Origin of the sequence: Flavisolibacter nicotianae (assembly GCF_003628535.1) — a bacterium.
In the GTDB taxonomy this organism is placed as follows: domain Bacteria; phylum Bacteroidota; class Bacteroidia; order Chitinophagales; family Chitinophagaceae; genus Flavisolibacter; species Flavisolibacter nicotianae.
This window is the reverse complement of sequence record NZ_RBCI01000003.1, coordinates 160,832-182,629: the sequence shown is the minus strand read 5'-3', so window position 1 is coordinate 182,629 and position 21,798 is coordinate 160,832. Positions and strand designations below refer to the sequence as shown.

The following is a 21,798-nucleotide window of genomic DNA, read 5'->3' as shown; positions in this document are numbered from 1 at the left end:
TTAAATGAAATAATTAACGATGTGTTTACCGGGGCAACATGGTTGCCGGTAAACAGGATTAGAAAATAAAAAATAGAAAAATTGGGTTAATGCACCCAAAGACGTATGGGCATAACAAGAGGTATGCCTTTAACAGGAGTAGAGTAAATCAAATTCTGAAAACGCAGTTGGAAATATATACAGGAACGCCAGTGTGCATCGGCGGTGCATGGCTTTGGTAGGCAATGGCGGGTTTTTGAGAAGCAAAAACGATATGCTCAAAAGAAGCATAATAAAGTTCAAAGCCGATGGAATGAAGAACCGGAACGCTGACATGAGCAGCGGTTACATGATTATCCTTTATCTTAAAATATTGGAATTTATTCTTACAACAATTATCGTCCTGGCTATTGCCATTTTTACAACTTGTCTTTCCGTTATCGGCAAAGGCAACCGTTATTGATTTTAATTTTCCGCAGCAATAAAACTCCTTCAGGCTAAAACCCATTGTTGCCAATGTGTAAATGCAAAGAAGTAATATGACGGAAACTTTTTTCATTTATCTTGTATAAAGCTACAATGTTTAAGCCAATCTAAAAATCTAGCTTGCACAACAACTCATATTCTTCACATCAGTAGTAAAGGACATTACAGCTAATTTAACACCTTCGGACAAAGTAAGGTAAGGGTGAAACATACCTACAATTTCTTTCAATGGTATTTTATATTTTATCATCAGGCTTAGTTGCATTAGAAGTTCTCCACCTTCGGGAGCTACAATTCTTGCCCCTAAAAGCAAATCATTTTCAGGATTTCTGATCAGCTTGATAAAACCCCTTGTGTCTAATGCTACAATGCTTCTGGGTATATCTTTTAAATAAAATGTGGTTACCTGGTGAGGAATGCCTTTTTCTTCTGCCTCTCTTTCATCTATTCCTACTCCTGCTATCTGGGGATCAGTAAATACAACCCAAGGCAGAACAGAAAAGTCCGTTTGCTTTTGATGTAATTTAAAAGCATTAACAACTGCTTTGCCTCCTTCGTACGCTGCTGTATAAACAAAAGGAGGATTGGTGGTAACATCACCAATAGCAAATACATCTTCTGCGCTTGTTTTTAATAAATCATCTACTTTAATCAACCCCTTTTCTGTAATTTCTATCCCAATTTTTCCTAAATCTAAATCTGCTGTATTTCCCTTTGTGCCTGTTGCCACTACAATATGAGTTGCTTCAAGTATATCAGTCTCCTTCTGTGCGTTAGTGTAAAACACCTTGATTTTGTTCCTTTCTTTCCAAACTTTGTTGACTGTTGAACCTGTATGTATTGTTATCCCTTCAGCAGTTAGAAGTTTTTCTAATTCGTTAGTAATATCTTTTGTTTCTTTTGACAAAACACTCTGTGATCGTTGAATTATTGTAACCTTAGTACCCATTCTTTGATAAGCCTGTGCAATTTCAAGAGCAATATAACCTGCACCTAAAATGATAAGTGATTGTGGTTGTTGTTCTAACTCAAAAAGTGTTTTGCTTGTTAAGTAAGGCACATCGTAGATGCCATCAATATCGGGAATATGTGTCGTGGCGCCTGTTGCAATAATTATTTTAGCACCTTCGTATACTTCTCCATTTACTTCAACTTTATTTTTCTCTTCAAACTTTGCTCTGCCTTCTATTACTTTCACATACTGCAAACCCGGTAACAGGTCAATATACTTGTGCTGTTGCAGGTCTTTTACCAAATCTTCTTTTTGTTTAATGATTTTAGCAAAATTGATAGTAGGCTTAGCTGTTGTAACACCATCAAAGTTTAAAGCAGCAGCACGATGAATGCTTTCTGCGGCTCTTATTAAAAACTTAGATGGAACACAACCTACGTTCACACAAGTGCCGCCTAATGGCAAACCATCATTAATTATTAAAGTTGATAGTTTCATGCTATCGGCATGAATTGCTGCGGCAAATGCTGCTGAACCGCCGCCTATAATAATAAGGTCAAACTTATTTTTTGTATCAACATTGCAACAGTCCATATTTATTGATTTAAAAGTTGATAATTCGTCACTTCATAACCTGTTTTTGCAATAGCGTTTTTCAATTGATCTGCTGTTGCCTTAGTTTTATCATACCTTACAACGCTGGTACATTTTGCGTAATGGGTTTCTGCATCAATTACACCGGGCACCTTGTGCAATTCATTATTTACCTCTGTTTCACATCCCTGGCAAGTCATGCCTTTAATTGTGAATGAGGCTGACTGAATGTTATTGCTTTCAACTACTACTATATTTTGCTTCTGTGGCTTTGGATAAAAGATTTTAGCATAGTATGGGAATGCTATTAAGGCAATAGCAGCTATTGTGATAACAATCAGGAAGGTTTTTGAAGCAAGAAAGTTTTTCTTTTCCACCTGACAACTACCTTCAGTACCGCACGTTGTATCGGTTTTTGAGCGTAGTGAACGATACCAGGCAAAGCCTAATGCTGCTATTGCCAAACCAATTAAAAATGGACGTGCAGGCTCTAACCATGATAAGGATGAAGCTGCACTACTAAAACCAGCAAATAAGGCTAATACAGGTGTGATACAACAAAGTGATGCCGCTATTGCAGCAAATATGCCTACGCCTGTAACTGCTTTAGATGTTGTTTCCTGTTTCATGCTTTTTGCTTTTTTCGGTTAGCAATTGCTATGTGTTCAAACAAGGGTTTGATTATTTCTAAATGTTCTGCCTTCAAAGAATAAAAAATGGTCTGCCCAGCCCTACGGGTTTGTAGAACATTGCCATCCTTTAATTTTCTAAGATGCTGCGATACGGCGGGAATGGTCATTTCTAAGATGTCCGCCAAATCACATACACATAGTTCGCCTTCTTCGTCCAGCAGATAGAGTATTTTTAATCGTACATCATTAGCTGCAAGGCTTAATACCTGGCTTAGCTTATCAAATGAGGATATAGCTTTTTGGAGTTTCTTTTTACATTCTCCTATTAGAATGTTGTCAGCATACGGTCTAATACAAGTTGTGCTCATAGCCTAAAGGTATAACTATTTAAGCAATTGCTTAAATAACCTTAGTGTTAACTATCATATAATATTCTGACCTACTTCTTCCTTATGACCGCTTTTTAGCTGATCATATTAGTTGGCAAGAAGAAGTGACAAGTACCACTTTCAGGCGTCGTTTCTGAACTCCAAACACAGCACGTAAAAACTGATTTGAATGTTGGGCCTTCAAGACAATTAGTATATGTACCCTTCACCCTTGTCTTGTTCCAATTGCACACCCAATGCCAGTACAGTCCGATTAACAAAGTTGAAGTACGATATAACCAACACAAGATCGAGTATTGACCTATCGTCCAATCCAACCTCTTTAAGGGTTTCAGTGTAGTTGTTTTTCTCATGTTCGGATGGATTTTTCGTTAGATGTACTGCAAAGTCACACATAACCATCTCTTTGCTTGATAAGCTTGCCAATTTATAGTCTTTCAACAATTTATTGATGCGTTCCTGGTCTTTCCAATAAGCATTTAACGCAGTCGAATGATGTATCTGACAATAATTGCACCCGTTAATTACAGAAACAACTGTAGCAATTAATTCTCTTTCCGCTCTTGTTAGCGGCGATTGGGTTAACATAATGTCCAGGTAAAGCTGTGTATGGCTTTTAATTGTTTCAGGGTGTAAACTCTGTATCTTCAACACTTCAGATAACTTCCCTCGCTCTTCCATCAGATCATCATAGATGCTTTTTAGCTCACCCTCTGCCTGTTCATATTGCACAACACTAATTCTTGCCATGTTTACTTTTTTAGCTGGTTGAATTTTTTGTCAGTCTGCCTTTCGCTGTCTTTCCACTGTCTGATTGACTTGAATGGGAGGATCCATAACTTGCCTATTGTAAGTTCCCTTTCGTCTGCATACGAAGGCACACCAGTTACTATTTCATTTTGGTGAACATTCAGCCGCACTGTTTTATGTATCCTATCCCAGAAAGAAAAGATAACCGAGTAATTACTATCTGTTTCTTTCTTAATCATAGAATGATGAATGCCGTGCATGCGTGGTGTTACAATAATGTAGTTCAGTATTTTTTCAAATCTGTATGGCAGCTTCATATTGCTATGATGAAACTGGGTCGCAGCTTCAAATACAATTTCATAAATCAATACCATCAATGGTGAAGCACCTATAACCAAAATAGCAGCACCACGATAAAAGATGGAGCCAATCATTTCACCAAAGTGGAAACGAAATGCTGTAGTAACATCTAAATCTAAATCTGTATGATGCACTAAATGAAAGCGCCAAAGGATAGGCAGCTTATGCAGCAATATGTGCCAGATATAAATGCTGTAATCGAGCAGTAAAAAACTAACAACTGCTTTCCCTGCAAATGAACTTTCATACAGGTAGTTTACTCCGAACTGCCATGTTTGATTTTGGACTGCCAGCCAAACCATCAACGGAATAAAAAGAAGCCGAAGTAATGCAAATGCAGGAATGGAAACAATTAAATTGATAAACATCCTTTTCCACCTGTTATGAACTCTTTTTCGTAATTGAAATTTGCTTTCAACCAAAAAGAGTATAGCAAATAGCGCTATTAGTAAGGGTGTGCCATATGTATCAAAGATGGCTTTAATCATCGCCTCTTAGTTTTTCGCCTTCGCCTTTCTTTGTATGCCAGGTAGCATCATTATTCAAATCTAAATCATCCTGAATTTGCGGTGATGAACCTTTCGGTGCTTTTCCAACCATCATCCTGAAATAACGGATACCATCTTCTACACTTGCCCATAGGTGTTTTGGAGGTTTATAACCAAAAGCCCTGTATTTGTTGGGTGGAACCTTTCCTTTTTGTTGTACAAACCCTGCAAAGCTTTTTACCCATGTATTAAATGTCGAAATAAATTCGTCTTCTTTAATCATGTCTTCTGCCTGGTTGTCGCTATACTTTTTTCCTTTTCCTGTCGTGCAGTGCTTCCAAAGCTGGTCGGGCACTTCCACACCGCCATAGCGGCATTGCCAAACCAAAGGTGCATAAGCGTTTCTTTCATTTTCAAAAGGTTCGTCATCAGGATTAAAATAATTTTTATGTTGTAATACTTTGGGTCTTCCTGTTTCATCCATTTCATCTCCTCCTTCATCACCATAGCAAAAGAAAGCTGCGGTTCTTCCTTCAAGATGATTTAAGCTTAATGCCTTCCATTCTCCGGTATGTTCCAGAGCCATTGCCTTTTCGGGGTTCTTGTGGTCAATGGTCTTTTCATCAGGGTTGCCCCCGTTCATGCATACTAACCTGTCAAACATCAGTTTTAAATTACTGCTGCAGCTATACCAGTTTACCGGACCAATAATCGCCCAGGCATCAGCCATATCAAGCCGTGAATAAAGATCTAAATTCCACATCAGGTCAGGCTCCTTGCTACTATACTTTTCATAACAGTTGCAGGGCCATACACATAAAGCCATTGAAGTTGAAACACATGCATTACAACTTTGTATTCTTGCCCTTGCATACACATTCCCTAAGTCTTCATAATCTATTTCCCAATCCTGCGGAAGCATTTCGGCCATCTTCAGCATGAGAGTTCTTGATTTACTATCAACACCGGGGCAATTATATTGCCTTCTGTCAGATCCGGAAATAATTAATACTCTAAAGGGTCGCTGGTCTGAAGGCAGCTTTGCATTATCGTCATTTGGCTTCATCGTTCCTGTTTATAACGTGAGATAATTTGTTTGGCGATATCCACAAAGTCTTTACCTGTAAATGTTGGTTTTGGAGCAAGCGGATATACTGATTGTCCTTTGCGTTCTATGAATGCTGCCTGTAAACCTGCCTGCAGAGCACCTGCAATGTCCCAGCCATGTGCCGCCACTAGTATGGCTTCCGAAACATCTGCCGACAGTTGATCCGCTGCCCATTTATAAGTTTCTAAAGAAGGTTTATATTTCTTAATTGTATCTATACTTAAGGTAGCTTCGAAATATTCGGTGAGTTCAGCATATTGCAGTTGTGCAACCAATGTGTTTGTGGAAGAATTTGTAAGTGTGGCTAATCGAAAGCCATTTTCTTTCAGTAATTTCAGTCCTTTCGGAACATCATCATATGCAGGTAGTTCTTTGATGGATTGCAACGCTGCCTTTTTTTCTTTTTCATCCAGGTCTGCCATTAAAGTTTTTGCTGCCATATCAAGTGTGGCAGAAGCAGTACTTGCAAAATCATGGTAATTGTCGGTACAATTATCCACCAGAGAATATTGCAATAACATTCCGAACCAAATACGAAATCCTTTGCTGCTGCCTAACAGTCTGTTTATTTTTTTCTTCAAAGGAGACATGTTTAACATCGTCTCGTTTACATCAAATAGTATAACGGGCTTCATAATTAATTAGTTTTTCGACGCTGATTTTATCTTGATAAATGTTGAATAAACGCCATAAGCAATCATAATTCCGATAAAAACATAAACCCACACAGGAATATTTTTTCCAACAAAAAGAAGATACAGGTAAGCGGAGATAAAAAAGAAGGATGTTAGCAATAAAGGCAATACAAAAGACTTCTTTTTCCTGATTTTCTTAATAGTCCAGCCAAGGCTCAGGAAAAAGAATGGAATAGCACCTATATATATGCCGCCAAATATGTATGGATTGACATTGTATTTGTTACCCAAACTTAAAAACCACTCCTTAAAAGCTTCCCACCATTCCATTTGCTTGCTTGTATTTATTTTTTGAATTTCTAATTAACTCCTTTGACTTTATATCCCGTTGTGCTATTGTATTAGACTTTATTATCCAAATAGCTTGTAAGCCCATTGTAACAACTTCTTAATCTTATTTGTTAACTGCTTTTCCTTAAGCTGAGTAATTACCCCCTGATTTATCCTGGATGATACCGGGTAAGGATAAATCTTATTAAAAATAGCGTCCACAGATAGCTTTTGCGTGTTAGCCAATATTAATTCCTGGATAACCTCACCTGCGTGTGGAGCAATCATGGTGCCTCCCAATACTCTTCCTTTTTTATAAAACTTTCCTTTGCTGATAAACAGAATGACTTTCCCGTACTGATAATTATCGACAACCGCCCGATCATCGTGACTGAAATCTGTTTCCAGGGTTTCATAGTTAATCTTTCTTTTCTTGAGTTCCTTTTCGTTTATACCAAAGGTTGCAATTTCAGGATCAGTAAAGGTTACCCATGAAAAATGATCGTTATTCAGCTTCTTTTTAATCGGTGAAAGAAAATTGTTAACTAATATGCGGGCATGAAATTCGGCTGCATGGGAGAAGGCAAGGTTCCCGGCGATATCACCGCATACAAAAATGTTTTTGTTGGTTGTGCGCAAATGATCATCTACAACAATCTTATTTTCCCTGACTTCAATTCCTGCATTCTGCAATTGAAGGGGTTCTAACAGCAATTCCCGACCTATACCCACAAACACAGCTTCAAAAAACAAATTTTTTGTTGTGTTATCCTTTAATTTTACAACCGCTTCTTGTGCTGATGTGAAACTTTGGAGAGTAGCAGAAAATATAAATTCTATTCCTTCCTGTTGTAATTGTTTCAGGAGGATAGAGGTAACTCTTTTATCATCATGCTCTAAAATGTTCTGGCCGTGATGAACCACCGTTACCTTTTTATCAAAACGCCTCAATGCCTGGGCAATTTCAATTCCGATAGGGCCGCCACCAACTACTAGAATATTGTCAGGTAAGCTATCAACATAGAAAATGCTTTCATTATCATAATACTTTACCAACTCGACACCCGGCACATTTAATTTTCTCGGCCTTGACCCGGTGGTTATCACAATATTCTTCGCGCTGTATTTCTTACCATTTATCTCAACTTCATTTTTGCCTGAAAATTTCGCTTCACCTAATTCAACAGTTACTCCCTGCTCTTCCAGCCATTTTGCATTCTCATGTTTGCGAATTAATTCCTGTTTACTATAAACATATTCTATTCCTTTTCCAATATCTGGGTTTCCATTAATTGTCAAACCAAATGCTGTTGCCTGTTTGGCATTGTGTAACAATCTTGATACATGTATAAATGCTTTACTTGGAACACATCCGTCATTAAGGCAATCACCGCCAATATCCTTATCGGATTTGGCCAGCATCAATACTTTGAAGCCAAACTTATTCATCGTTAAGCCTACGCTTAAACCACCTGAACCCGCGCCAATAACAATAATATCGTAGTAATTTTTTGCCATTTTAAATTATCTGGTATCCTTATACCACGCCGTAAGTTTATGGGGTGGTACACCCATCAGGTAAAACTTTTTAATAAGTATCCACTTCATGATTGTTTTTGCACAACCGTCCTTCAGCAACCTTCTTGGATCAACAATAAGCGGTGGTTGAATAATTTCATAAACCTTATATGAGGATTTCAATCGAAATGAAAAGTCATAATCTTCCATAATAGGGATTTCTTTAAAGCCTCCTAATGAGTGAAAAACATCCTTTCTTACGAATATTCCATTGTCTCCATAAAAGATATTTTTGTTCCTGCTGGATCTGTTTATCAATAAAGTACTGAGCAAGCTACTAAGACGTTTTATTTTCCTGTTATGGGAAGAGAACTCATTAACAAATCCCCCGCCGTCATACCCGTCAATATTGATCACTTGTTCAATTTTATTTAAAGCTCCACCAGGCAGATACATGTCTGCGTGAACAAAAAACAATATGTCACCCGTTGCATGATTTGCACCGGCATTCAATTGCCTTCCTTTCCCCTTATCCGCAGTTACAACTTTTGCATAAGTACCAGCCAGTGTCGTAGTTCTGTCAGTGCTTTTTCCATCAGTAACGATAATTTCGAAATCAGCCTCTTTCTTCAATGCACTCAGTCGGATCAAAGTCTTTTCAATAAAGTTTTCTTCGTTGAATGTAGGAATAACAATGCTTATCATAACTACAACTTATGGTTCTTGATCAGTTTTCTGTAAACCTCTTGGAGTTCCTGCTGCGAATAGCCCATATAATAAAGCGCCCAGATGCGGTAAAAAATACCCTGCATTCTGTACACGCCATTCTCCAGGTATTTTCTTGCAGACGTAATCACATAATCATTCAACACTTTGAACTTTCCTTGTCTCTTTATCCGGTGTATGATCTCCTGGTCTTCCATCAATAGCAAGTCTTCTCTAAATCCACCTGCCTGCTCAAACACCTCTTTTGCAACAAACAAGCTCTGATCTCCAAAGCGAACAGCATTTACATCAAACCGGGTGAACCATGTATTGGCTTTTAAAAACCAATGGTCATAGTCAAAAGCAAGGCGAAAGCAACCGCTCTTTGCACCCCTTTGTAAGGCTTGTAATATCTGGCCTGTAAAATCATGAGGCGGGGTACTGTCGGCATGTAGGAAGTAAAGAATATCATATTTAGCAACTGAAGCACCTTTATTCATTTGTGCTGCTCTTCCTTTTCTCTCACTCCTTACTACTGTTACACCGGTTGTTTCGGCAATGTCCTCAGTCCCGTCAGTGCTGCATCCGTCTACTACAATGATTTCAGCTTCATACTTGCCATTAGCCGCATGTGTTTTGCTGATCGTTTGTGCAATCTGGTCAGCTTCATTGTATGTTGGAATGATGATGCTGAACATGCTGCTGTATTTTTTGTGTTACTACGTTTTTCAGTTCTTCCAATGAATGACAGCGCTCTATTTGTTGTTTGGTGATTGATTCATGAAGTGTACTAGCCGTTGAAAGAAAAACAGCCGGCAAAGCAGATTGTAATCCGTACTGCTTTTCGAATTCGTCTTTGTGGAGAAAAGCCGTTTCTATTGTCAGACGTTCAATGAATGTTTTCCAGTCCCGCTTTACGGTAAAGTTCCCATAGGTCAATGCACACAATTGGCATTGATACGTTGAAGGCGATAAAATCTTATGAGCAAAGTCGGTCATTGTACTGAATAAACCGCTGTTTGCATTGTAAACAAATAGGAGCTGCGCTTTCATGGCGTTACGAGATTTAAGGCGCCCAAATCCTTTTCCTCATCCACATCATGCAATGTTTGAAGGAGCTGAAACAACAAACCTTCATTTTTGCACCGGCTTATCGTTTCAGGTAAAACATTTGCGGTGCTCCAATTCATATTCTCAAAGAGAAGATGGTAGCAACGTTTCATGCCAAGAAGATAATAACCGCCGTCGTAGGCAGGACCAACGACTACATCAACGTCAGCCAGTTTGCCAAATGCACCCTGAACAATATTTTCATTCAATGCTGGGCAATCCGTTCCGATTATGACAGCCTTAGTATACCCTTTACTAAAAATGGAGGCAAAGGCGTTCTTCATTCTCTCTCCCAAATCACTTCCCTGCTGAACCTCTTTATAGTATTGATTGGTATTCCATACATCTTCCTGTTCTGCATGATTTGAATAGTAGACAAACTTGTCGACAGGCAAATACTGTGTTGCCGCAATAGTACGCCACAGCAATTCCTTGTAAACAGCAAGTGCCGCATCATTGCCTATTGTAGCGGCAAGCCTTGTTTTAACTTTACCTGCTTCCGGGTTTTTGGTGAATATGACCAAGGCTTCTTTCTTCATAATCCTTTTATTGCTTCAATGAACAATCGCGAAAGTTTGCTGTCTGCCTTGCCTGCTATTTCTATAATTTCTGCAATGTTTACAGGTTTTAGATTCTCAGGGTCACATTCATCCGTGATAACCGAAACGCCAACACAGGGCAACTGCATGTGAACAGCGGCAATTACTTCCGGTACAGTGGACATGCCCACCATATCCGCACCAATGATCTTTAAGTAACGGTATTCTGCTTTAGTTTCAAGGTTAGGACCATGCACCGCGGCGTAGACGCCTTTCTTTAAATCTATCCTTAATTCATTTGCTTTTCGCTGCAACAGACTTTTCAATTGCAGGTCATACGGTTCGCTCATGTCAGGAAAACGACTTCCCAATTCATCGTAATTCTTTCCACTTAGCGGATTGCCTGAAAGCAGGTTGATGTGGTCATCAATCAACACCAAATCTCCTTTTTTAAAATTCAGGTTAATGCCACCCGCTGCATTGGATAAGAATAGGTATTCGATGCCTAATAATTTCATTACTCTTATCGGAAACACAATCTGCTGCATGGTGTAGCCTTCATAAGCATGGAAGCGGCCCTGCATGATCAGAACGTTTTTTCCTACTATTGTTCCAAAAATCAAATGGCCTTTGTGAAATTCTACGGTTGAAACAGGGAAGTTGGGTATTTCTGCATAAGGAATGGTTTGCTTTACATCCACATGGTTCAATAGCTGATGCAACCCTGTGCCCAATACAATGCCTATTTCAGCATTGGCAATGCCTTTGGAATTTAGAAAGTCCTTTGCTTTGATGAATTGCTCCATTTTGTTTTCAAGAAGTTGGTTTAACAACAACCACCGCCGTCATAGAAGTAGGTACTGTTTGAAATAAAAATATCATCTCTCTTCAAAGCTGCTAAAGCTCGCGCTGTTTTATCACAAACAGCTAACGGCTGATTACGTAACAAGACATGCCCTTTCTCGTCATCAAAATAGTCCAGCTGACCGTAGTAAATGGCTGCCTTTCCTGTGAACATACAAGGACCGTCTGGCGGCATGGGGTCTTTTATCGCACATACCTCCACACTTTCTATGTAAATCAATTCGTCCGTATCATAATTAACAGGAGCTAAAATCCTGTAAGGACGTTTGGCTCTTATTTCAACCATACCAAAGCCAACATCCGTAATCATTTTTACATACTCGCTCAATGGCAGCGAACCGCTTAAACACAATGCCCGCAAACGTTCATCTTCTTTGAGTTGCTCAGGGATTTCCTGCTCACAAACCGGGTCTGATAAAACCAGTCTTCCGTGTCGCTTTAGCACCCTGTACATTTCCATTAAAGCCGTGTGTAAATCATCCCTTTTGAAGATGTTGAATAAACAGTTTTGTGCAGCTACATCAATGCTATTATCTTCAACCGGTAAATGCAGTGCATTGCCTTTTATAAGGTTGACGAATCCAGAACGAAACCACGGGTTTTGTTTTTCTGCTTCTCTAAAGTTTTCTTTACAAGCCTCTAACATTTCATCCACAACATCTACTCCTGTAACTCCATTAAGCTGCCTGCTGAAATAAGCAAATTGAAGTAATTCCATTCCGCCGCCAACACCTACATACAAAACGTTGGGATTGTTTACAAGGTCACGGGGATGAACGGTACTGCCGCAACCATAATTCATTTGCAGCATCCTGTTTGGAATAGACAATCCTGGTAACTGCCATACAGGTGTTGTGGTGCAACACAAGCCTACCTGCGGCTTTTCTGCCGCCTCTTTGTATATATTCTTCGTTGTTTCTAAATATGACATATTCTTTGTTTTAAGCCACAGCACCGCCACAACTTGAACCCGAACCTGCGGTACAACCGTAACAATGCTGTCCTGTAATAATTTCCCTGTTGTTTAAATCTGCGATATTGAAGTCGCTAATGTGTTGACCTTGGCAATGTACTTTCAATTCCAGCATCTGGTTAAAATCACAATCGTATAAATAACCATCCCAGCCAACTGAAATAGTGTTGCGGCACATGACATTTAATGCTGCAACAGGATTGTAAGCGTTCACCAATTTTTCCATGTAGGCCTCATAGTTTCCACTGGTGAGCAAATAATCCAGATAGCGGCTAATGGGCATATTGGTGATGACGTACAGATTATTGAAGTCTATACCAAACCGTTGCTTCAAGGCCTGCTTGTATTCCTTTTCTAACGCCTGTTGCGACGGTGGTAAAAATGCACCAGCAGGATTGTACACAAGATTTAACTGCAAATCGGTTCCTTCCTTTCCATAGCCGACGTCATTGAGCATTTGCAATGCTTTGATGCTGTCCTCAAACACACCATTGCCACGCTGTCTGTCCGTTCTATCTTGTGTATAAAAGGGAAGGGAAGAAACAACTTCAGCGTTGTGCTCTTTATAGAAAAGTGGCAGGTCATGATACTTCTTGTTGGCAAGAATTATCGTGAGATTGCATCGAACAATAATATTCCTTTTTAGTTTTGAAACTTCTTCTACAAACCAGCGAAAGTCGGGGTTCATCTCCGGCGCTCCCCCGGTAATATCAACTGTCTGCAATTGATCGTTCGCCTGCAACACATCAAGGCATCGCTGCATCGTTTCTCTGGTCATAATTTCTTTTCTGTCAGGACCTGCATCTACATGGCAATGTTTACATACCTGATTGCACATTTTGCCAATGTTCACCTGAAAGATTTGAACTTCTGTAGGTTTCAACGGATATAGATTGGAGCCTTCCAGGTTTTGCTGGAACGGAACCAATGCAAAATCTCCCGTTCTTCCACGTTCTATAATCGCCACTTGCTCATGGGCATCGGCAAGGGAACTATGTTGTGCTTTTAATGATCTCATTACATTGCTATTTCTTTCACCTTATTCATCATCTGCACACCATGCACCAAAGAAGCACCGCCTCGTATGGCAGCCGCTACATGTACAGCTTCCATCATCTGCCCTTCGCTCCATCCCTTTTCAAAGGCATCGCTGCTATAGGCGTCAATGCAATAAGGACATTGCACTGCATGGGCTACTGCCAATGCTATCAATGATTTCTCCCTTGCTGATAGCTCACTGTCTTTAAACACTTCGCTGTAATAAGAGAAGAATTTTTCGCCCAGTTCTTTCTGAAAGTCTGCTATGTTACCAAACTTTGCCAGGTCCTTGGAATTGTAATAATGTTCACTCATTGGTTTTCGTATTTGGTTAATCTTTAAAAACACTTATGCCACAAGATTGGTTGTGGCATAAGCAAGTTCATCTTTTGGCTCGTGGGAGTTACTTCGTTTTTCCTTTCATCTTTTCCTTCATCATCGGGCAGTTGGGTCCACAAACGTGCCCTGATTGACCGTGTGGGATCATGGTAACTTTTCCAGTTTTGGAAATCTCATAGCCGTTTTCAAGCTTCATTGTTGAGCCATCAGGCTTTGTAACTGTACCGTCTGGCGAAACCTTACACTTATCAGAGCAAGTGTAAACAGTGGTGAGCGGCGAACATTTTCCGGCTTTGCAGAGCATGGTTTTGTTATCCACCATCATCACCCCATCCTTCATTTTCATCTTGGTGGACTTTTGTGCAAAGGAGGCGGCGGAAAGCCCGAAGACAATTGTCAGAAGCAAGAGTAGTTTTCTCATTCCTCTAAATTTTGATTGTTTTAAAATTGATTTAAACAATTGTCGTAAAAATGGCCGGTTCCTGACAACAGTTGCTACGAAATTTTCGAAAGAATTTTTTCTTCCAATGTTGCCGTATCGGTTTGCAAGACTGAATTGAACGTTTTGTTGAGCAGCTTGTTTATCAAGGCCGTCTGTTTCATGTAGTTTCTGCAACCTGAGCACATGGCTACATGCATTTGTAGTTGAACCTTTTGCAAAAGGCTTAGCGGCATCAATTCTTTTTGTTCCATTAATTCTGTTGCCTTAATACAAGACAACATCGTGGCATTCATTAAATTCATATTAATAGGCGTGAGTTGTTTGTACTCTATTTTTTGAGGTGGAAATAGATTGGTTGGGAACGATCAAAGCTACCACTATTCCAAATATCAAATGGCCGATTAGCGAACCAATCATCATTAGCATTTTATCGCCCATCTCCGGCATTGGCATCATCATTCCAATGAGTAACATCATAAGTTGCGCAAATACAAAAACTGCAAAGCCGAATACTATTCCCTTCAAAAATTTACTTTCTATATGAACTTTTGGGTTAAAGAAATAGATGTATGCTGCTGCAAACATGATCCCGATCATGCAGTGCATTAAATAACCCACCATTAGCGGAACACCCATCATACCGGATAGCATTTCGGCTGGATTCATCCTGGGAAGGCCCATGTACGGAGCCATTAATCCTACAACAGTCATTACTGCTGTGGCAATCAACCCTGCTACTATTGTTTGTGCAATTTTATTTTTCATGACAAAGAGTTTTGTTTCATGAATAGTCGCACAGTTATTTTAATCCTGACAAAGAAATTTCAATAATCATTTAAACCATTTTAATTCCAAACAATTTCTTAACGATAATTTAGCCCTGTGGATAATCTGCCAAAAATTTGACTTGCTTATTTCAAGCTGATTGCAAATGCCATCTGCATCATGTTCTTCAAGATATTTCAGTCGAATAGCAGATGACCATTTCTCGGGTAGGTTTTTAAAGCATTCTGACAGGGATTTTGAAAACTCAGGATCATCAAGCAGGTCCTTTTCGTCGGGCCATTCTTTAGGCCTGTGTTCTGGTCTCCAGCGATGATTTTCATCGAAAAAATCTCCTATAATTCCAGACGAAACTTCATTACTGTTCTTGTATCGTAAACGGTAATGATCTGCAATCTTTCGTTTGAGAATAGAAAACAGCCAGGTTTTTACGCTGCTTTTCCCCTGGAAGCTATCATACGATTGATAAGCTGAAAGAAACATTTCCTGTACCAAGTCTTCTGCCACCTCTTTTTGCTGCACCTTCGAAAAAGTATAGGCAAACAACTCCTTTGTGTGGGTTTTCACGAACTGAATGAAGTCTTGTTTGGAAGTGGTCATTTTCAAAAGCTTCGAACAAAGTTGGCATTTTATAGAACACCATAGAAAACCTGAAGTTTTCTGTCCAAAAAGCCGCAAATTCCCGCACTGAACATGACGTGAAAGGTTTTCGTTTTCAGGTTCTACTCTCCCACCAAAATACCTTCTTAGGCAAAACACAAGTGTGATCCTGATAGCCTGCTGCAGGTTATAGTGAGGAGTGAATAGCAATAAGCGAACGAAGAGAACGGGAAACTCCATATTCTCAGGAAAATAGTTTCCTTAAATTCTTATTTTCACCCTTTTATAAAGGAAATACAAACAACCAAAACAATGGCGAAAGAAAGGGAAAGGGAAGAACTGCACCGGACCATCTGGCAGATAGCAAATGACCTGCGTGGAAGTGTTGATGGCTGGGATTTTAAATCTTACGTTTTAGGAATGCTGTTTTACCGGTTTATCTCCGAAAACCTGACAGCTTACATCAACAAAGAAGAGGCAAGAACGGGCAATAAAGATTTTAATTACGCCGCCATCGCCGATGCCGAAGCCGAATTTGGCCGGCCCGATACGGTAAAAGAAAAAGGCTTTTACATTTTACCATCAGAGCTGTTCGTGAACGTTCGCAAAAAAGCAAAGACCGACGAGAACCTCAACGAAACATTAAGCCGTGTTTTTAAGCACATCGAAGCTTCGGCAAAAGGCACCGAAAGCGAAGACGACCTGAAAGGATTGTTTGATGACATAGACGTTAACAGCAACAAACTGGGCGGCACCGTACAACGGCGAAACGACCAGCTACGCAAAATCCTGGATGCGATTGGCGAATTGAAACTTGGAGACTATCAAGAGAACACCATTGACGCCTTTGGCGATGCCTACGAGTTTTTAATGACCATGTATGCCAGCAGCGCAGGCAAATCGGGTGGCGAGTTTTTTACGCCACAGGAAGTATCGGAACTGCTGGCAGAAATTACCGTTGTAGGCAAAAAGCAAGTGAACAAAGTGTACGACCCCGCCTGTGGTTCGGGCTCCTTGCTCTTGAAGTTTGCCAAAGTGCTGGGCAAAGAAAACGTGCGACAAGGCTTTTACGGACAGGAAGTAAACATTACTACCTACAACCTTTGCCGCATCAACATGTTTCTCCACGACATTAACTACGAGAAATTTGATATTGCACACGGCGATACCTTGCTTGACCCGAAACATTGGGACGATGAACCCTTTGATGCCATTGTTTCCAATCCGCCCTACTCTATCAAATGGGAAGGTGATGCCAACCCGCTCCTCATAAACGACCCTCGCTTTTCGCAGGCCGGTGTTTTAGCGCCGAAGAGCAAAGCCGACCTGGCGTTTACCCTGCACATGCTGCACTGGCTTTCTACATCGGGAACGGCGGCTATTGTAGAATTTCCGGGTGTGTTGTACCGGGGTGGTGCCGAACAAAAAATCCGCAAATACCTTGTTGACAACAACTACATCGATGCCGTTATACAGTTGCCGCCCGACCTTTTCTTTGGTACCACCATCGCCACCTGCATTGTGGTGTTGAAGAAAAGCAAGAAGGACAATGCCACGTTGTTTATTGATGCCTCTGCCGAATTTGTGCGGATAGGCAACAAGAACAAGCTAACGGAAACCTACCGCAAGAAAATACTGAATGCCTACATCGAACGGAAAGATGTTGACCATTTTGCGGCCCTAGTTTTGAACAAGGACATTGCGGACAACGATTACAACATTGCCGTAAGCAGTTATGTAGAAGGCGAAAACAATACTGAAGTTGTGGACATCCAAAAGCTGAATGCGCACATTGCTGAAATTGTAATCAAGCAAAACAAACTGCGTATTGCCATTGATGAAATTGTAGCGGATTTGGAGGGAGGAAGCTTATGAATAGGGTTGATGAATTGATTGAACAATTTTGTCCTGACGGTGTGGAGTTTAAACCAATCGGTGAGGTTGTTTTGAAAACAAAGAATATTCGCTGGTCTGAAAACACAGGTGAAGAATTTAAATACATTGACCTTACTTCTGTAGATCGGACAACTCACTCTATCGTTGATATAACATCCATCAATTCAGAAACAGCACCAAGTCGTGCACAGCAGATAGTTCAAGAAGGTGATGTTATATTCGGCACTACTCGCCCAATGCTGAAGCGTTATGCAATTATTCCATTACAATACGATAGGCAGATTTGTAGCACTGGCTACTGTGTTCTGCGTCCTGACAATAATATCGTTCTAACTAATTTTCTTTTTCATTTATTAGGAACGCCTTCATTCTATGAGTATGTCGAAGCCAACGAACAAGGCACGAGCTATCCAGCCATTTCAGACAGTGTTTTAAGAAAATTTCAAATTCCAGTTCCGCCGCTGGAAATTCAAAATGAAATCGTAAGCATTTTAGATAAGTTTAAGTTATTAGAAGCGGAGCTGGAAGCGGAGCTGGAAGCTCGTAAAACGCAATACGAGCACTATAGAAACGCTTTATTGAGTTGCGAGGCAAAAAACGTGGAATGGAAAACGCTTGGCGAGATTGCGAAAATTCAACGTGGTACTGCGATAACAAAAAAAGAAACAATTTCTGGTGAATTTCCTGTTGTTGCAAATGGTCCAACCCCAATTTATTATCATAACGAGTTTAACAGAAACGGAGAAATAATAGTTGTTGCAAGGTCTGGTGCCTATTGCGGACTTGTAAGTTATTGGAATGAGCCATTATTCCTCACGGATGCTTTTAGTATCCATCCAGAGAATACTTTACTCAAGACTAAGTTTGTTTATTATTTCCTTAAGAAAGACCAAGACAAAATACACTCAACGAAGAAAGGAAGCGGCGTTCCGCATGTCAGGGCTACGGATTTTGAAAGCTATCTAATACCAATTCTACCTCTTTCTGAACAGGAGAAAATCGTTTCCATCTTAGACAAGTTTGATGCCTTGGTCAATGATATTTCCATTGGTTTACCGGCTGAAATAGAAGCCCGCCGCCGGCAATATGAATACTACCGAAACAAGCTCCTCACCTTTAAAAATGTGAGCAATGGATAAGTACAACCTTGTAGCCGAAAACCCGGAGAGTACCGTTGTTGCCGAATACAGTTCGCCTTACAAAAGAGAAACCGCCTACCAAACAGAAGATGCCTTGGAAAAGGCTTTCATTGGCCTGCTACAAACACAGGCTTACGAATACCTGCCCATCACCAGCGAAGCGGCACTCACCACCAACCTTCGCCAGCAAGTAGAGCGGTTAAACGATTACACGTTTACCGATAACGAATGGAACCATTTCTTCCGAAGTAAAATCGCTAACCAAAACAGCGGCATCGAAGAAAAAACAACGCTGATTCAGGAAGACCATGTACAACTCTTAACCCGTGACGACGGCACGGTAAAAAACATTTACCTGCTGGACAAAGCCAACATTCACAACAATCATTTACAGGTCATCAACCAATACGAGGTGGCGGATGGCAAACGACCCAATTGTTACGACGTTACCGTGCTGGTAAACGGCTTGCCTCTCGTGCATATTGAGCTAAAAAAACGTGGCGTTGATATAAAAGAAGCCTTCAATCAAATCAATCGCTACAACCGGGAAAGCTTTTGGAGCGGTTCAGGATTGTTTGAGTACGTGCAACTCTTTGTTATCTCCAACGGCACCTATACCAAGTATTACAGCAACACCACAAGGTTTTCGCACATCAAAGAGCAAAGCCAAAATGCCGTAAAGAAAAACAAACAGCGCACCAGCAATAGTTATGAGTTTACAAGCTGGTGGGCCGATGCAAACAATCGTCCCATCACCGATTTAATGGATTTTGGCCGTACCTTTTTTGCCAAGCACAGTTTATTAAACATACTTACCCGCTACTGCGTATTTACAACGGACAAACTGTTGTTGGCCATGCGTCCTTACCAGATTGTTGCCACCGAACGCATTCTAAGTAAGATAAATGTGGCCAACAATTACAAAGCCTACGGAACGATTGACGGCGGCGGTTATATCTGGCACACCACCGGAAGTGGCAAAACACTCACCTCGTTTAAAACAGCCCAATTAGCCAGCAAGTTGCCCTTTGTTGAAAAAGTATTGTTTGTGGTGGACCGCAAAGACCTGGACTACCAAACCATGAAGGAATACGACAAGTTTGAAAAAGGGGCAGCCAACAGCAATACCAACACTTCCATCCTAAAAAAGCAACTCTCCGACCAAAAGGCAAGCATCATCATCACCACCATTCAAAAGCTTTCCATCCTCATTAAGAAGGAAAAGAGCCATGCTGCCTTTAGCCAGCCAATCGTTATCATTTTTGATGAATGCCACCGCTCCCAGTTTGGCGATATGCACACCGCCATCACCAAGGCATTCAAGAAATACTTTTTATTTGGGTTTACCGGCACACCCATTTTTGCCAAAAACGCCAGCAACAACAACCGGCCCGATTTAAAAACCACCGAACAAGCCTTTGGCAAAAAGCTGCATACCTACACCATAGTTGACGCCATCAACGATAAAAACGTGCTGCCGTTTCGTATTGATTACATACGAACAATGAAAGAACAGGAGAACATCAAAGACCAAAAGGTGTGGGACATTGACCGGGAAAGGGCATTGGCAGAACCAAAGCGTATCAGCAACATTGTGACCTACATTCTGGGCCATTTTGACCAGAAAACAAAGCGCAATAGCAAGCCGTATAGCTTCACTTCACTGAAGAATGTTTACGAAGTAGCGACGGCAGGAGACCGTGTCAAGGTGGAAGAAGTAAAACAAAAAATCCGGCTGAGCGGCTTCAATTCCATTTTTGCTGTCGCCTCCATTGACTTTGCCAAAATCTACTACAACGAGTTTAAGACACAACAGGCATCGCTGCCAGAAATCTCACGTCTCAAAATTGCCACCATTTTCAGCTTTGGTGTAAATGATGCGGACGACGACGATGGCGTTATTGATGATGAAAACTCGGAAAGCACAGAACAGCTCAGTGCAACAGACAGAGACTTTCTAGATGCAGCGATAGCGGATTATAATTTAATGTTCAAGACGAACTACGATACGTCTGCCGATAAGTTTCAGAATTACTATAAGGATGTATCTCTCCGGATGAAGAACCGGGAGATTGATTTGCTCATTGTCGTCAATATGTTTTTGACCGGCTTTGATGCCACTACCCTGAACACGTTGTGGGTTGACAAGAATTTACGGTTGCATGGCTTGTTGCAGGCTTATTCCAGAACCAACCGAATTTTGAACTCGGTGAAGACGTTTGGCAATATTGTTTGCTTCCGCAACCTGGAAAAAGCGACAAACGAAAGCATTGCCCTGTTTGGCGATAAAGAAGCAGGCGGCATCGTGCTACTAAAAACTTTTGATGAGTATTACAACGGGTATCAAGACGGGGCGAAAAATATTCCCGGTTACGTTACGCTGGTCAATGAACTCATAACGAAGTTTCCGGTTGGTGAACCCATTATCGGAGAGCAAAGGCAGAAAGAGTTCATTCGGCTCTATGGTTCCATTTTAAGAGTGAAGAACATCCTTTCGACATTTGATGAATTTGCCGGTAGGGAGATATTGAGCGAAAGAGACGTACAGGATTATCATAGCATGTACATCAACCTCTACCACGAGTTCCGGAGCAGGGCTGGCGGAGACGCCGAAAATGTGAATGATGATATTGTGTTTGAAATGGAATTAATCAAACAGGTGGAGATTAACATTGACTACATCCTGGAATTAATCAAGAGATACCATGCTGGGAATCAAAAAGACAAGGAAATTATAATCAGCATCAACAAAGCAATTGATTCAAGTGTTGAATTGCGAAATAAAAAAGACCTGATCCAGAAATTCATTCAATCGCTTACGCCAGGAACAGACGTCACCGACAACTGGCAAAGCTTTGTTGATGAGAAGAAAAGAGAAGAATTGGACCAGATTATCAGGGACGAAAATCTGGATAGCGGAGAAACCCATAAATTCATCACCAACGCTTTCAGGGATGGTTATGTACAAACAACAGGCACAAGCATCGCCAAAATCCTGCCGCCGGTTTCACGGTTTACACCTACTGGAGAAAGGACGCAAAAGCGAGAAACGGTGATAGAGAAGCTGAGAGCGTTTTTCAACCGGTTTTGGGATATTTCCGGGGCTGAATGAATGGAAGCTAATGAATACAGTGCCATCTAATCTTTTT

The 21,798-nt window shown here is 40.7% G+C and carries 25 protein-coding genes; 3 read left to right on the top strand and 22 right to left on the bottom strand.

Annotated elements, in window-relative coordinates; translation table 11 throughout:
* Window positions 1–148: 148 nt before the first annotated feature.
* The 22 genes from D6024_RS26635 to D6024_RS09135 form a co-directional block, all read right to left on the bottom strand.
* On the bottom strand, window positions 149–538 hold the full coding sequence (locus D6024_RS26635) for an HYC_CC_PP family protein (RefSeq protein ID WP_162944650.1): 390 nt from the start codon (window positions 536–538) through the stop codon (window positions 149–151).
* Between the two features lie 42 nt (window positions 539–580).
* Window positions 581–2,011: a mercury(II) reductase gene (gene merA, locus D6024_RS09235; RefSeq protein ID WP_121354326.1), complete on the bottom strand. Its 1,431-nt coding sequence runs from the start codon at window positions 2,009–2,011 to the stop codon at window positions 581–583.
* A 2-nt stretch (window positions 2,012–2,013) separates the two neighbouring features.
* Entirely contained in the window at window positions 2,014–2,640 is a 627-nt protein-coding gene (gene merTP, locus D6024_RS09230; RefSeq protein ID WP_121354325.1) for a mercuric transport protein MerTP, read from the bottom strand.
* A complete protein-coding gene (locus tag D6024_RS09225; RefSeq protein ID WP_121354324.1) occupies window positions 2,637–3,011 on the bottom strand; it encodes an ArsR/SmtB family transcription factor in 375 nt (124 codons plus the stop codon). The genes merTP and D6024_RS09225 overlap by 4 nt, the downstream gene beginning before the upstream one ends.
* Window positions 3,012–3,221: 210 nt before the next feature.
* Window positions 3,222–3,782 (bottom strand): peroxidase-related enzyme, encoded by a 561-nt coding sequence (locus tag D6024_RS09220; RefSeq protein WP_121354323.1) that lies wholly within the window; start codon window positions 3,780–3,782, stop codon window positions 3,222–3,224.
* A 2-nt stretch (window positions 3,783–3,784) separates the two neighbouring features.
* Window positions 3,785–4,630: a sterol desaturase family protein gene (locus D6024_RS09215; protein WP_121354322.1), complete on the bottom strand. Its 846-nt coding sequence runs from the start codon at window positions 4,628–4,630 to the stop codon at window positions 3,785–3,787.
* Complete coding sequence (locus D6024_RS09210; RefSeq protein ID WP_121354321.1) at window positions 4,623–5,696, bottom strand: NAD(P)H-dependent oxidoreductase; 1,074 nt, start codon at window positions 5,694–5,696, stop codon at window positions 4,623–4,625. Before D6024_RS09210 ends, D6024_RS09215 begins: the two co-directional genes overlap by 8 nt.
* On the bottom strand, window positions 5,693–6,373 hold the full coding sequence (locus tag D6024_RS09205) for a haloacid dehalogenase type II (protein ID WP_121354320.1): 681 nt from the start codon (window positions 6,371–6,373) through the stop codon (window positions 5,693–5,695). The genes D6024_RS09210 and D6024_RS09205 overlap by 4 nt, the downstream gene beginning before the upstream one ends.
* 6 nt (window positions 6,374–6,379) lie before the next feature.
* Window positions 6,380–6,703: a hypothetical protein gene (locus D6024_RS09200; RefSeq protein ID WP_121354319.1), complete on the bottom strand. Its 324-nt coding sequence runs from the start codon at window positions 6,701–6,703 to the stop codon at window positions 6,380–6,382.
* An 81-nt stretch (window positions 6,704–6,784) separates the two neighbouring features.
* Window positions 6,785–8,221, bottom strand: a complete 1,437-nt coding sequence (locus tag D6024_RS09195) for a dihydrolipoyl dehydrogenase family protein (RefSeq protein WP_121354318.1) — start codon at window positions 8,219–8,221, stop codon at window positions 6,785–6,787.
* Between the two features lie 6 nt (window positions 8,222–8,227).
* Entirely contained in the window at window positions 8,228–8,926 is a 699-nt protein-coding gene (locus D6024_RS09190; protein ID WP_121354317.1) for a TIGR04283 family arsenosugar biosynthesis glycosyltransferase, read from the bottom strand.
* Between the two features lie 2 nt (window positions 8,927–8,928).
* Window positions 8,929–9,624 (bottom strand): TIGR04283 family arsenosugar biosynthesis glycosyltransferase, encoded by a 696-nt coding sequence (locus D6024_RS09185; protein WP_121354316.1) that lies wholly within the window; start codon window positions 9,622–9,624, stop codon window positions 8,929–8,931.
* Window positions 9,593–9,979: a hypothetical protein gene (locus D6024_RS09180; RefSeq protein ID WP_121354315.1), complete on the bottom strand. Its 387-nt coding sequence runs from the start codon at window positions 9,977–9,979 to the stop codon at window positions 9,593–9,595. Before D6024_RS09180 ends, D6024_RS09185 begins: the two co-directional genes overlap by 32 nt.
* Entirely contained in the window at window positions 9,976–10,575 is a 600-nt protein-coding gene (locus D6024_RS09175; protein WP_121354314.1) for a TIGR04282 family arsenosugar biosynthesis glycosyltransferase, read from the bottom strand. Before D6024_RS09175 ends, D6024_RS09180 begins: the two co-directional genes overlap by 4 nt.
* Window positions 10,572–11,381 carry a purine-nucleoside phosphorylase gene (locus tag D6024_RS09170; protein WP_121354777.1) on the bottom strand — a complete coding sequence of 270 codons (810 nt, stop codon included), beginning with the start codon at window positions 11,379–11,381 and terminating at the stop codon, window positions 10,572–10,574. Before D6024_RS09170 ends, D6024_RS09175 begins: the two co-directional genes overlap by 4 nt.
* A 20-nt stretch (window positions 11,382–11,401) precedes the next feature.
* Window positions 11,402–12,370 (bottom strand): arsenosugar biosynthesis arsenite methyltransferase ArsM, encoded by a 969-nt coding sequence (arsM, locus tag D6024_RS09165; RefSeq protein ID WP_121354313.1) that lies wholly within the window; start codon window positions 12,368–12,370, stop codon window positions 11,402–11,404.
* 10 nt (window positions 12,371–12,380) lie between these two features.
* A complete protein-coding gene (arsS, locus tag D6024_RS09160) occupies window positions 12,381–13,430 on the bottom strand; it encodes an arsenosugar biosynthesis radical SAM (seleno)protein ArsS (RefSeq protein WP_121354312.1) in 1,050 nt (349 codons plus the stop codon).
* Window positions 13,430–13,765, bottom strand: coding sequence for an arsenosugar biosynthesis-associated peroxidase-like protein (locus tag D6024_RS09155; RefSeq protein ID WP_121354311.1), 336 nt, complete (start codon window positions 13,763–13,765; stop codon window positions 13,430–13,432). The genes arsS and D6024_RS09155 overlap by 1 nt, the downstream gene beginning before the upstream one ends.
* 88 nt (window positions 13,766–13,853) lie before the next feature.
* Entirely contained in the window at window positions 13,854–14,210 is a 357-nt protein-coding gene (locus D6024_RS09150) for a DUF6799 domain-containing protein (RefSeq protein WP_121354310.1), read from the bottom strand.
* 74 nt (window positions 14,211–14,284) lie between these two features.
* The gene (locus tag D6024_RS27710; protein ID WP_449401682.1) at window positions 14,285–14,512 is read right to left on the bottom strand and encodes an anti-sigma factor family protein; all 228 of its coding nucleotides are present in this window, start codon (window positions 14,510–14,512) and stop codon (window positions 14,285–14,287) included.
* Between the two features lie 22 nt (window positions 14,513–14,534).
* Window positions 14,535–14,996 (bottom strand): DUF6789 family protein, encoded by a 462-nt coding sequence (locus D6024_RS09140; RefSeq protein WP_121354308.1) that lies wholly within the window; start codon window positions 14,994–14,996, stop codon window positions 14,535–14,537.
* Between the two features lie 66 nt (window positions 14,997–15,062).
* Entirely contained in the window at window positions 15,063–15,614 is a 552-nt protein-coding gene (locus tag D6024_RS09135) for a sigma-70 family RNA polymerase sigma factor (protein WP_121354776.1), read from the bottom strand.
* 312 nt (window positions 15,615–15,926) lie between these two features.
* Between D6024_RS09135 and D6024_RS09130 the strand changes: the two genes are divergently transcribed.
* The 3 genes from D6024_RS09130 to D6024_RS09120 are packed head-to-tail and all read left to right on the top strand — an operon-like array spanning window position 15,927 to window position 21,761.
* Window positions 15,927–17,489: a type I restriction-modification system subunit M gene (locus tag D6024_RS09130; protein WP_121354307.1), complete on the top strand. Its 1,563-nt coding sequence runs from the start codon at window positions 15,927–15,929 to the stop codon at window positions 17,487–17,489.
* A complete protein-coding gene (locus tag D6024_RS09125) occupies window positions 17,486–18,649 on the top strand; it encodes a restriction endonuclease subunit S (RefSeq protein WP_121354306.1) in 1,164 nt (387 codons plus the stop codon). The genes D6024_RS09130 and D6024_RS09125 overlap by 4 nt, the downstream gene beginning before the upstream one ends.
* Window positions 18,642–21,761, top strand: coding sequence for a type I restriction endonuclease subunit R (locus tag D6024_RS09120; RefSeq protein WP_121354305.1), 3,120 nt, complete (start codon window positions 18,642–18,644; stop codon window positions 21,759–21,761). The genes D6024_RS09125 and D6024_RS09120 overlap by 8 nt, the downstream gene beginning before the upstream one ends.
* The last annotated feature ends 37 nt before the right edge of the window (window positions 21,762–21,798 follow it).

What these genes read in the sequence shown, in the direction of transcription:
- D6024_RS09120 (WP_121354305.1), top strand. Translation starts at nt 18,642, where the DNA reads ATGGATAAGTACAACCTTGTAGCCGAAAACCCGGAGAGTACCGTTGTT.
- D6024_RS09155 (WP_121354311.1), bottom strand. Translation starts at nt 13,765, where the DNA reads ATGAGTGAACATTATTACAATTCCAAGGACCTGGCAAAGTTTGGTAAC.
- D6024_RS09195 (WP_121354318.1), bottom strand. Translation starts at nt 8,221, where the DNA reads ATGGCAAAAAATTACTACGATATTATTGTTATTGGCGCGGGTTCAGGT.
- D6024_RS09190 (WP_121354317.1), bottom strand. Translation starts at nt 8,926, where the DNA reads ATGATAAGCATTGTTATTCCTACATTCAACGAAGAAAACTTTATTGAA.
- D6024_RS09215 (WP_121354322.1), bottom strand. Translation starts at nt 4,630, where the DNA reads ATGATTAAAGCCATCTTTGATACATATGGCACACCCTTACTAATAGCG.
- D6024_RS09210 (WP_121354321.1), bottom strand. Translation starts at nt 5,696, where the DNA reads ATGAAGCCAAATGACGATAATGCAAAGCTGCCTTCAGACCAGCGACCC.
- D6024_RS09135 (WP_121354776.1), bottom strand. Translation starts at nt 15,614, where the DNA reads ATGACCACTTCCAAACAAGACTTCATTCAGTTCGTGAAAACCCACACA.
- D6024_RS09125 (WP_121354306.1), top strand. Translation starts at nt 17,486, where the DNA reads ATGAATAGGGTTGATGAATTGATTGAACAATTTTGTCCTGACGGTGTG.
- D6024_RS09140 (WP_121354308.1), bottom strand. Translation starts at nt 14,996, where the DNA reads ATGAAAAATAAAATTGCACAAACAATAGTAGCAGGGTTGATTGCCACA.
- D6024_RS09220 (WP_121354323.1), bottom strand. Translation starts at nt 3,782, where the DNA reads ATGGCAAGAATTAGTGTTGTGCAATATGAACAGGCAGAGGGTGAGCTA.
- D6024_RS09185 (WP_121354316.1), bottom strand. Translation starts at nt 9,624, where the DNA reads ATGTTCAGCATCATCATTCCAACATACAATGAAGCTGACCAGATTGCA.
- D6024_RS09225 (WP_121354324.1), bottom strand. Translation starts at nt 3,011, where the DNA reads ATGAGCACAACTTGTATTAGACCGTATGCTGACAACATTCTAATAGGA.
- D6024_RS26635 (WP_162944650.1), bottom strand. Translation starts at nt 538, where the DNA reads ATGAAAAAAGTTTCCGTCATATTACTTCTTTGCATTTACACATTGGCA.
- D6024_RS27710 (WP_449401682.1), bottom strand. Translation starts at nt 14,512, where the DNA reads ATGTTGTCTTGTATTAAGGCAACAGAATTAATGGAACAAAAAGAATTG.
- D6024_RS09175 (WP_121354314.1), bottom strand. Translation starts at nt 10,575, where the DNA reads ATGAAGAAAGAAGCCTTGGTCATATTCACCAAAAACCCGGAAGCAGGT.
- D6024_RS09205 (WP_121354320.1), bottom strand. Translation starts at nt 6,373, where the DNA reads ATGAAGCCCGTTATACTATTTGATGTAAACGAGACGATGTTAAACATG.
- D6024_RS09200 (WP_121354319.1), bottom strand. Translation starts at nt 6,703, where the DNA reads ATGGAATGGTGGGAAGCTTTTAAGGAGTGGTTTTTAAGTTTGGGTAAC.
- arsS (WP_121354312.1), bottom strand. Translation starts at nt 13,430, where the DNA reads ATGAGATCATTAAAAGCACAACATAGTTCCCTTGCCGATGCCCATGAG.
- D6024_RS09130 (WP_121354307.1), top strand. Translation starts at nt 15,927, where the DNA reads ATGGCGAAAGAAAGGGAAAGGGAAGAACTGCACCGGACCATCTGGCAG.
- D6024_RS09180 (WP_121354315.1), bottom strand. Translation starts at nt 9,979, where the DNA reads ATGAAAGCGCAGCTCCTATTTGTTTACAATGCAAACAGCGGTTTATTC.
- D6024_RS09170 (WP_121354777.1), bottom strand. Translation starts at nt 11,381, where the DNA reads ATGGAGCAATTCATCAAAGCAAAGGACTTTCTAAATTCCAAAGGCATT.
- arsM (WP_121354313.1), bottom strand. Translation starts at nt 12,370, where the DNA reads ATGTCATATTTAGAAACAACGAAGAATATATACAAAGAGGCGGCAGAA.
- merA (WP_121354326.1), bottom strand. Translation starts at nt 2,011, where the DNA reads ATGGACTGTTGCAATGTTGATACAAAAAATAAGTTTGACCTTATTATT.
- merTP (WP_121354325.1), bottom strand. Translation starts at nt 2,640, where the DNA reads ATGAAACAGGAAACAACATCTAAAGCAGTTACAGGCGTAGGCATATTT.
- D6024_RS09150 (WP_121354310.1), bottom strand. Translation starts at nt 14,210, where the DNA reads ATGAGAAAACTACTCTTGCTTCTGACAATTGTCTTCGGGCTTTCCGCC.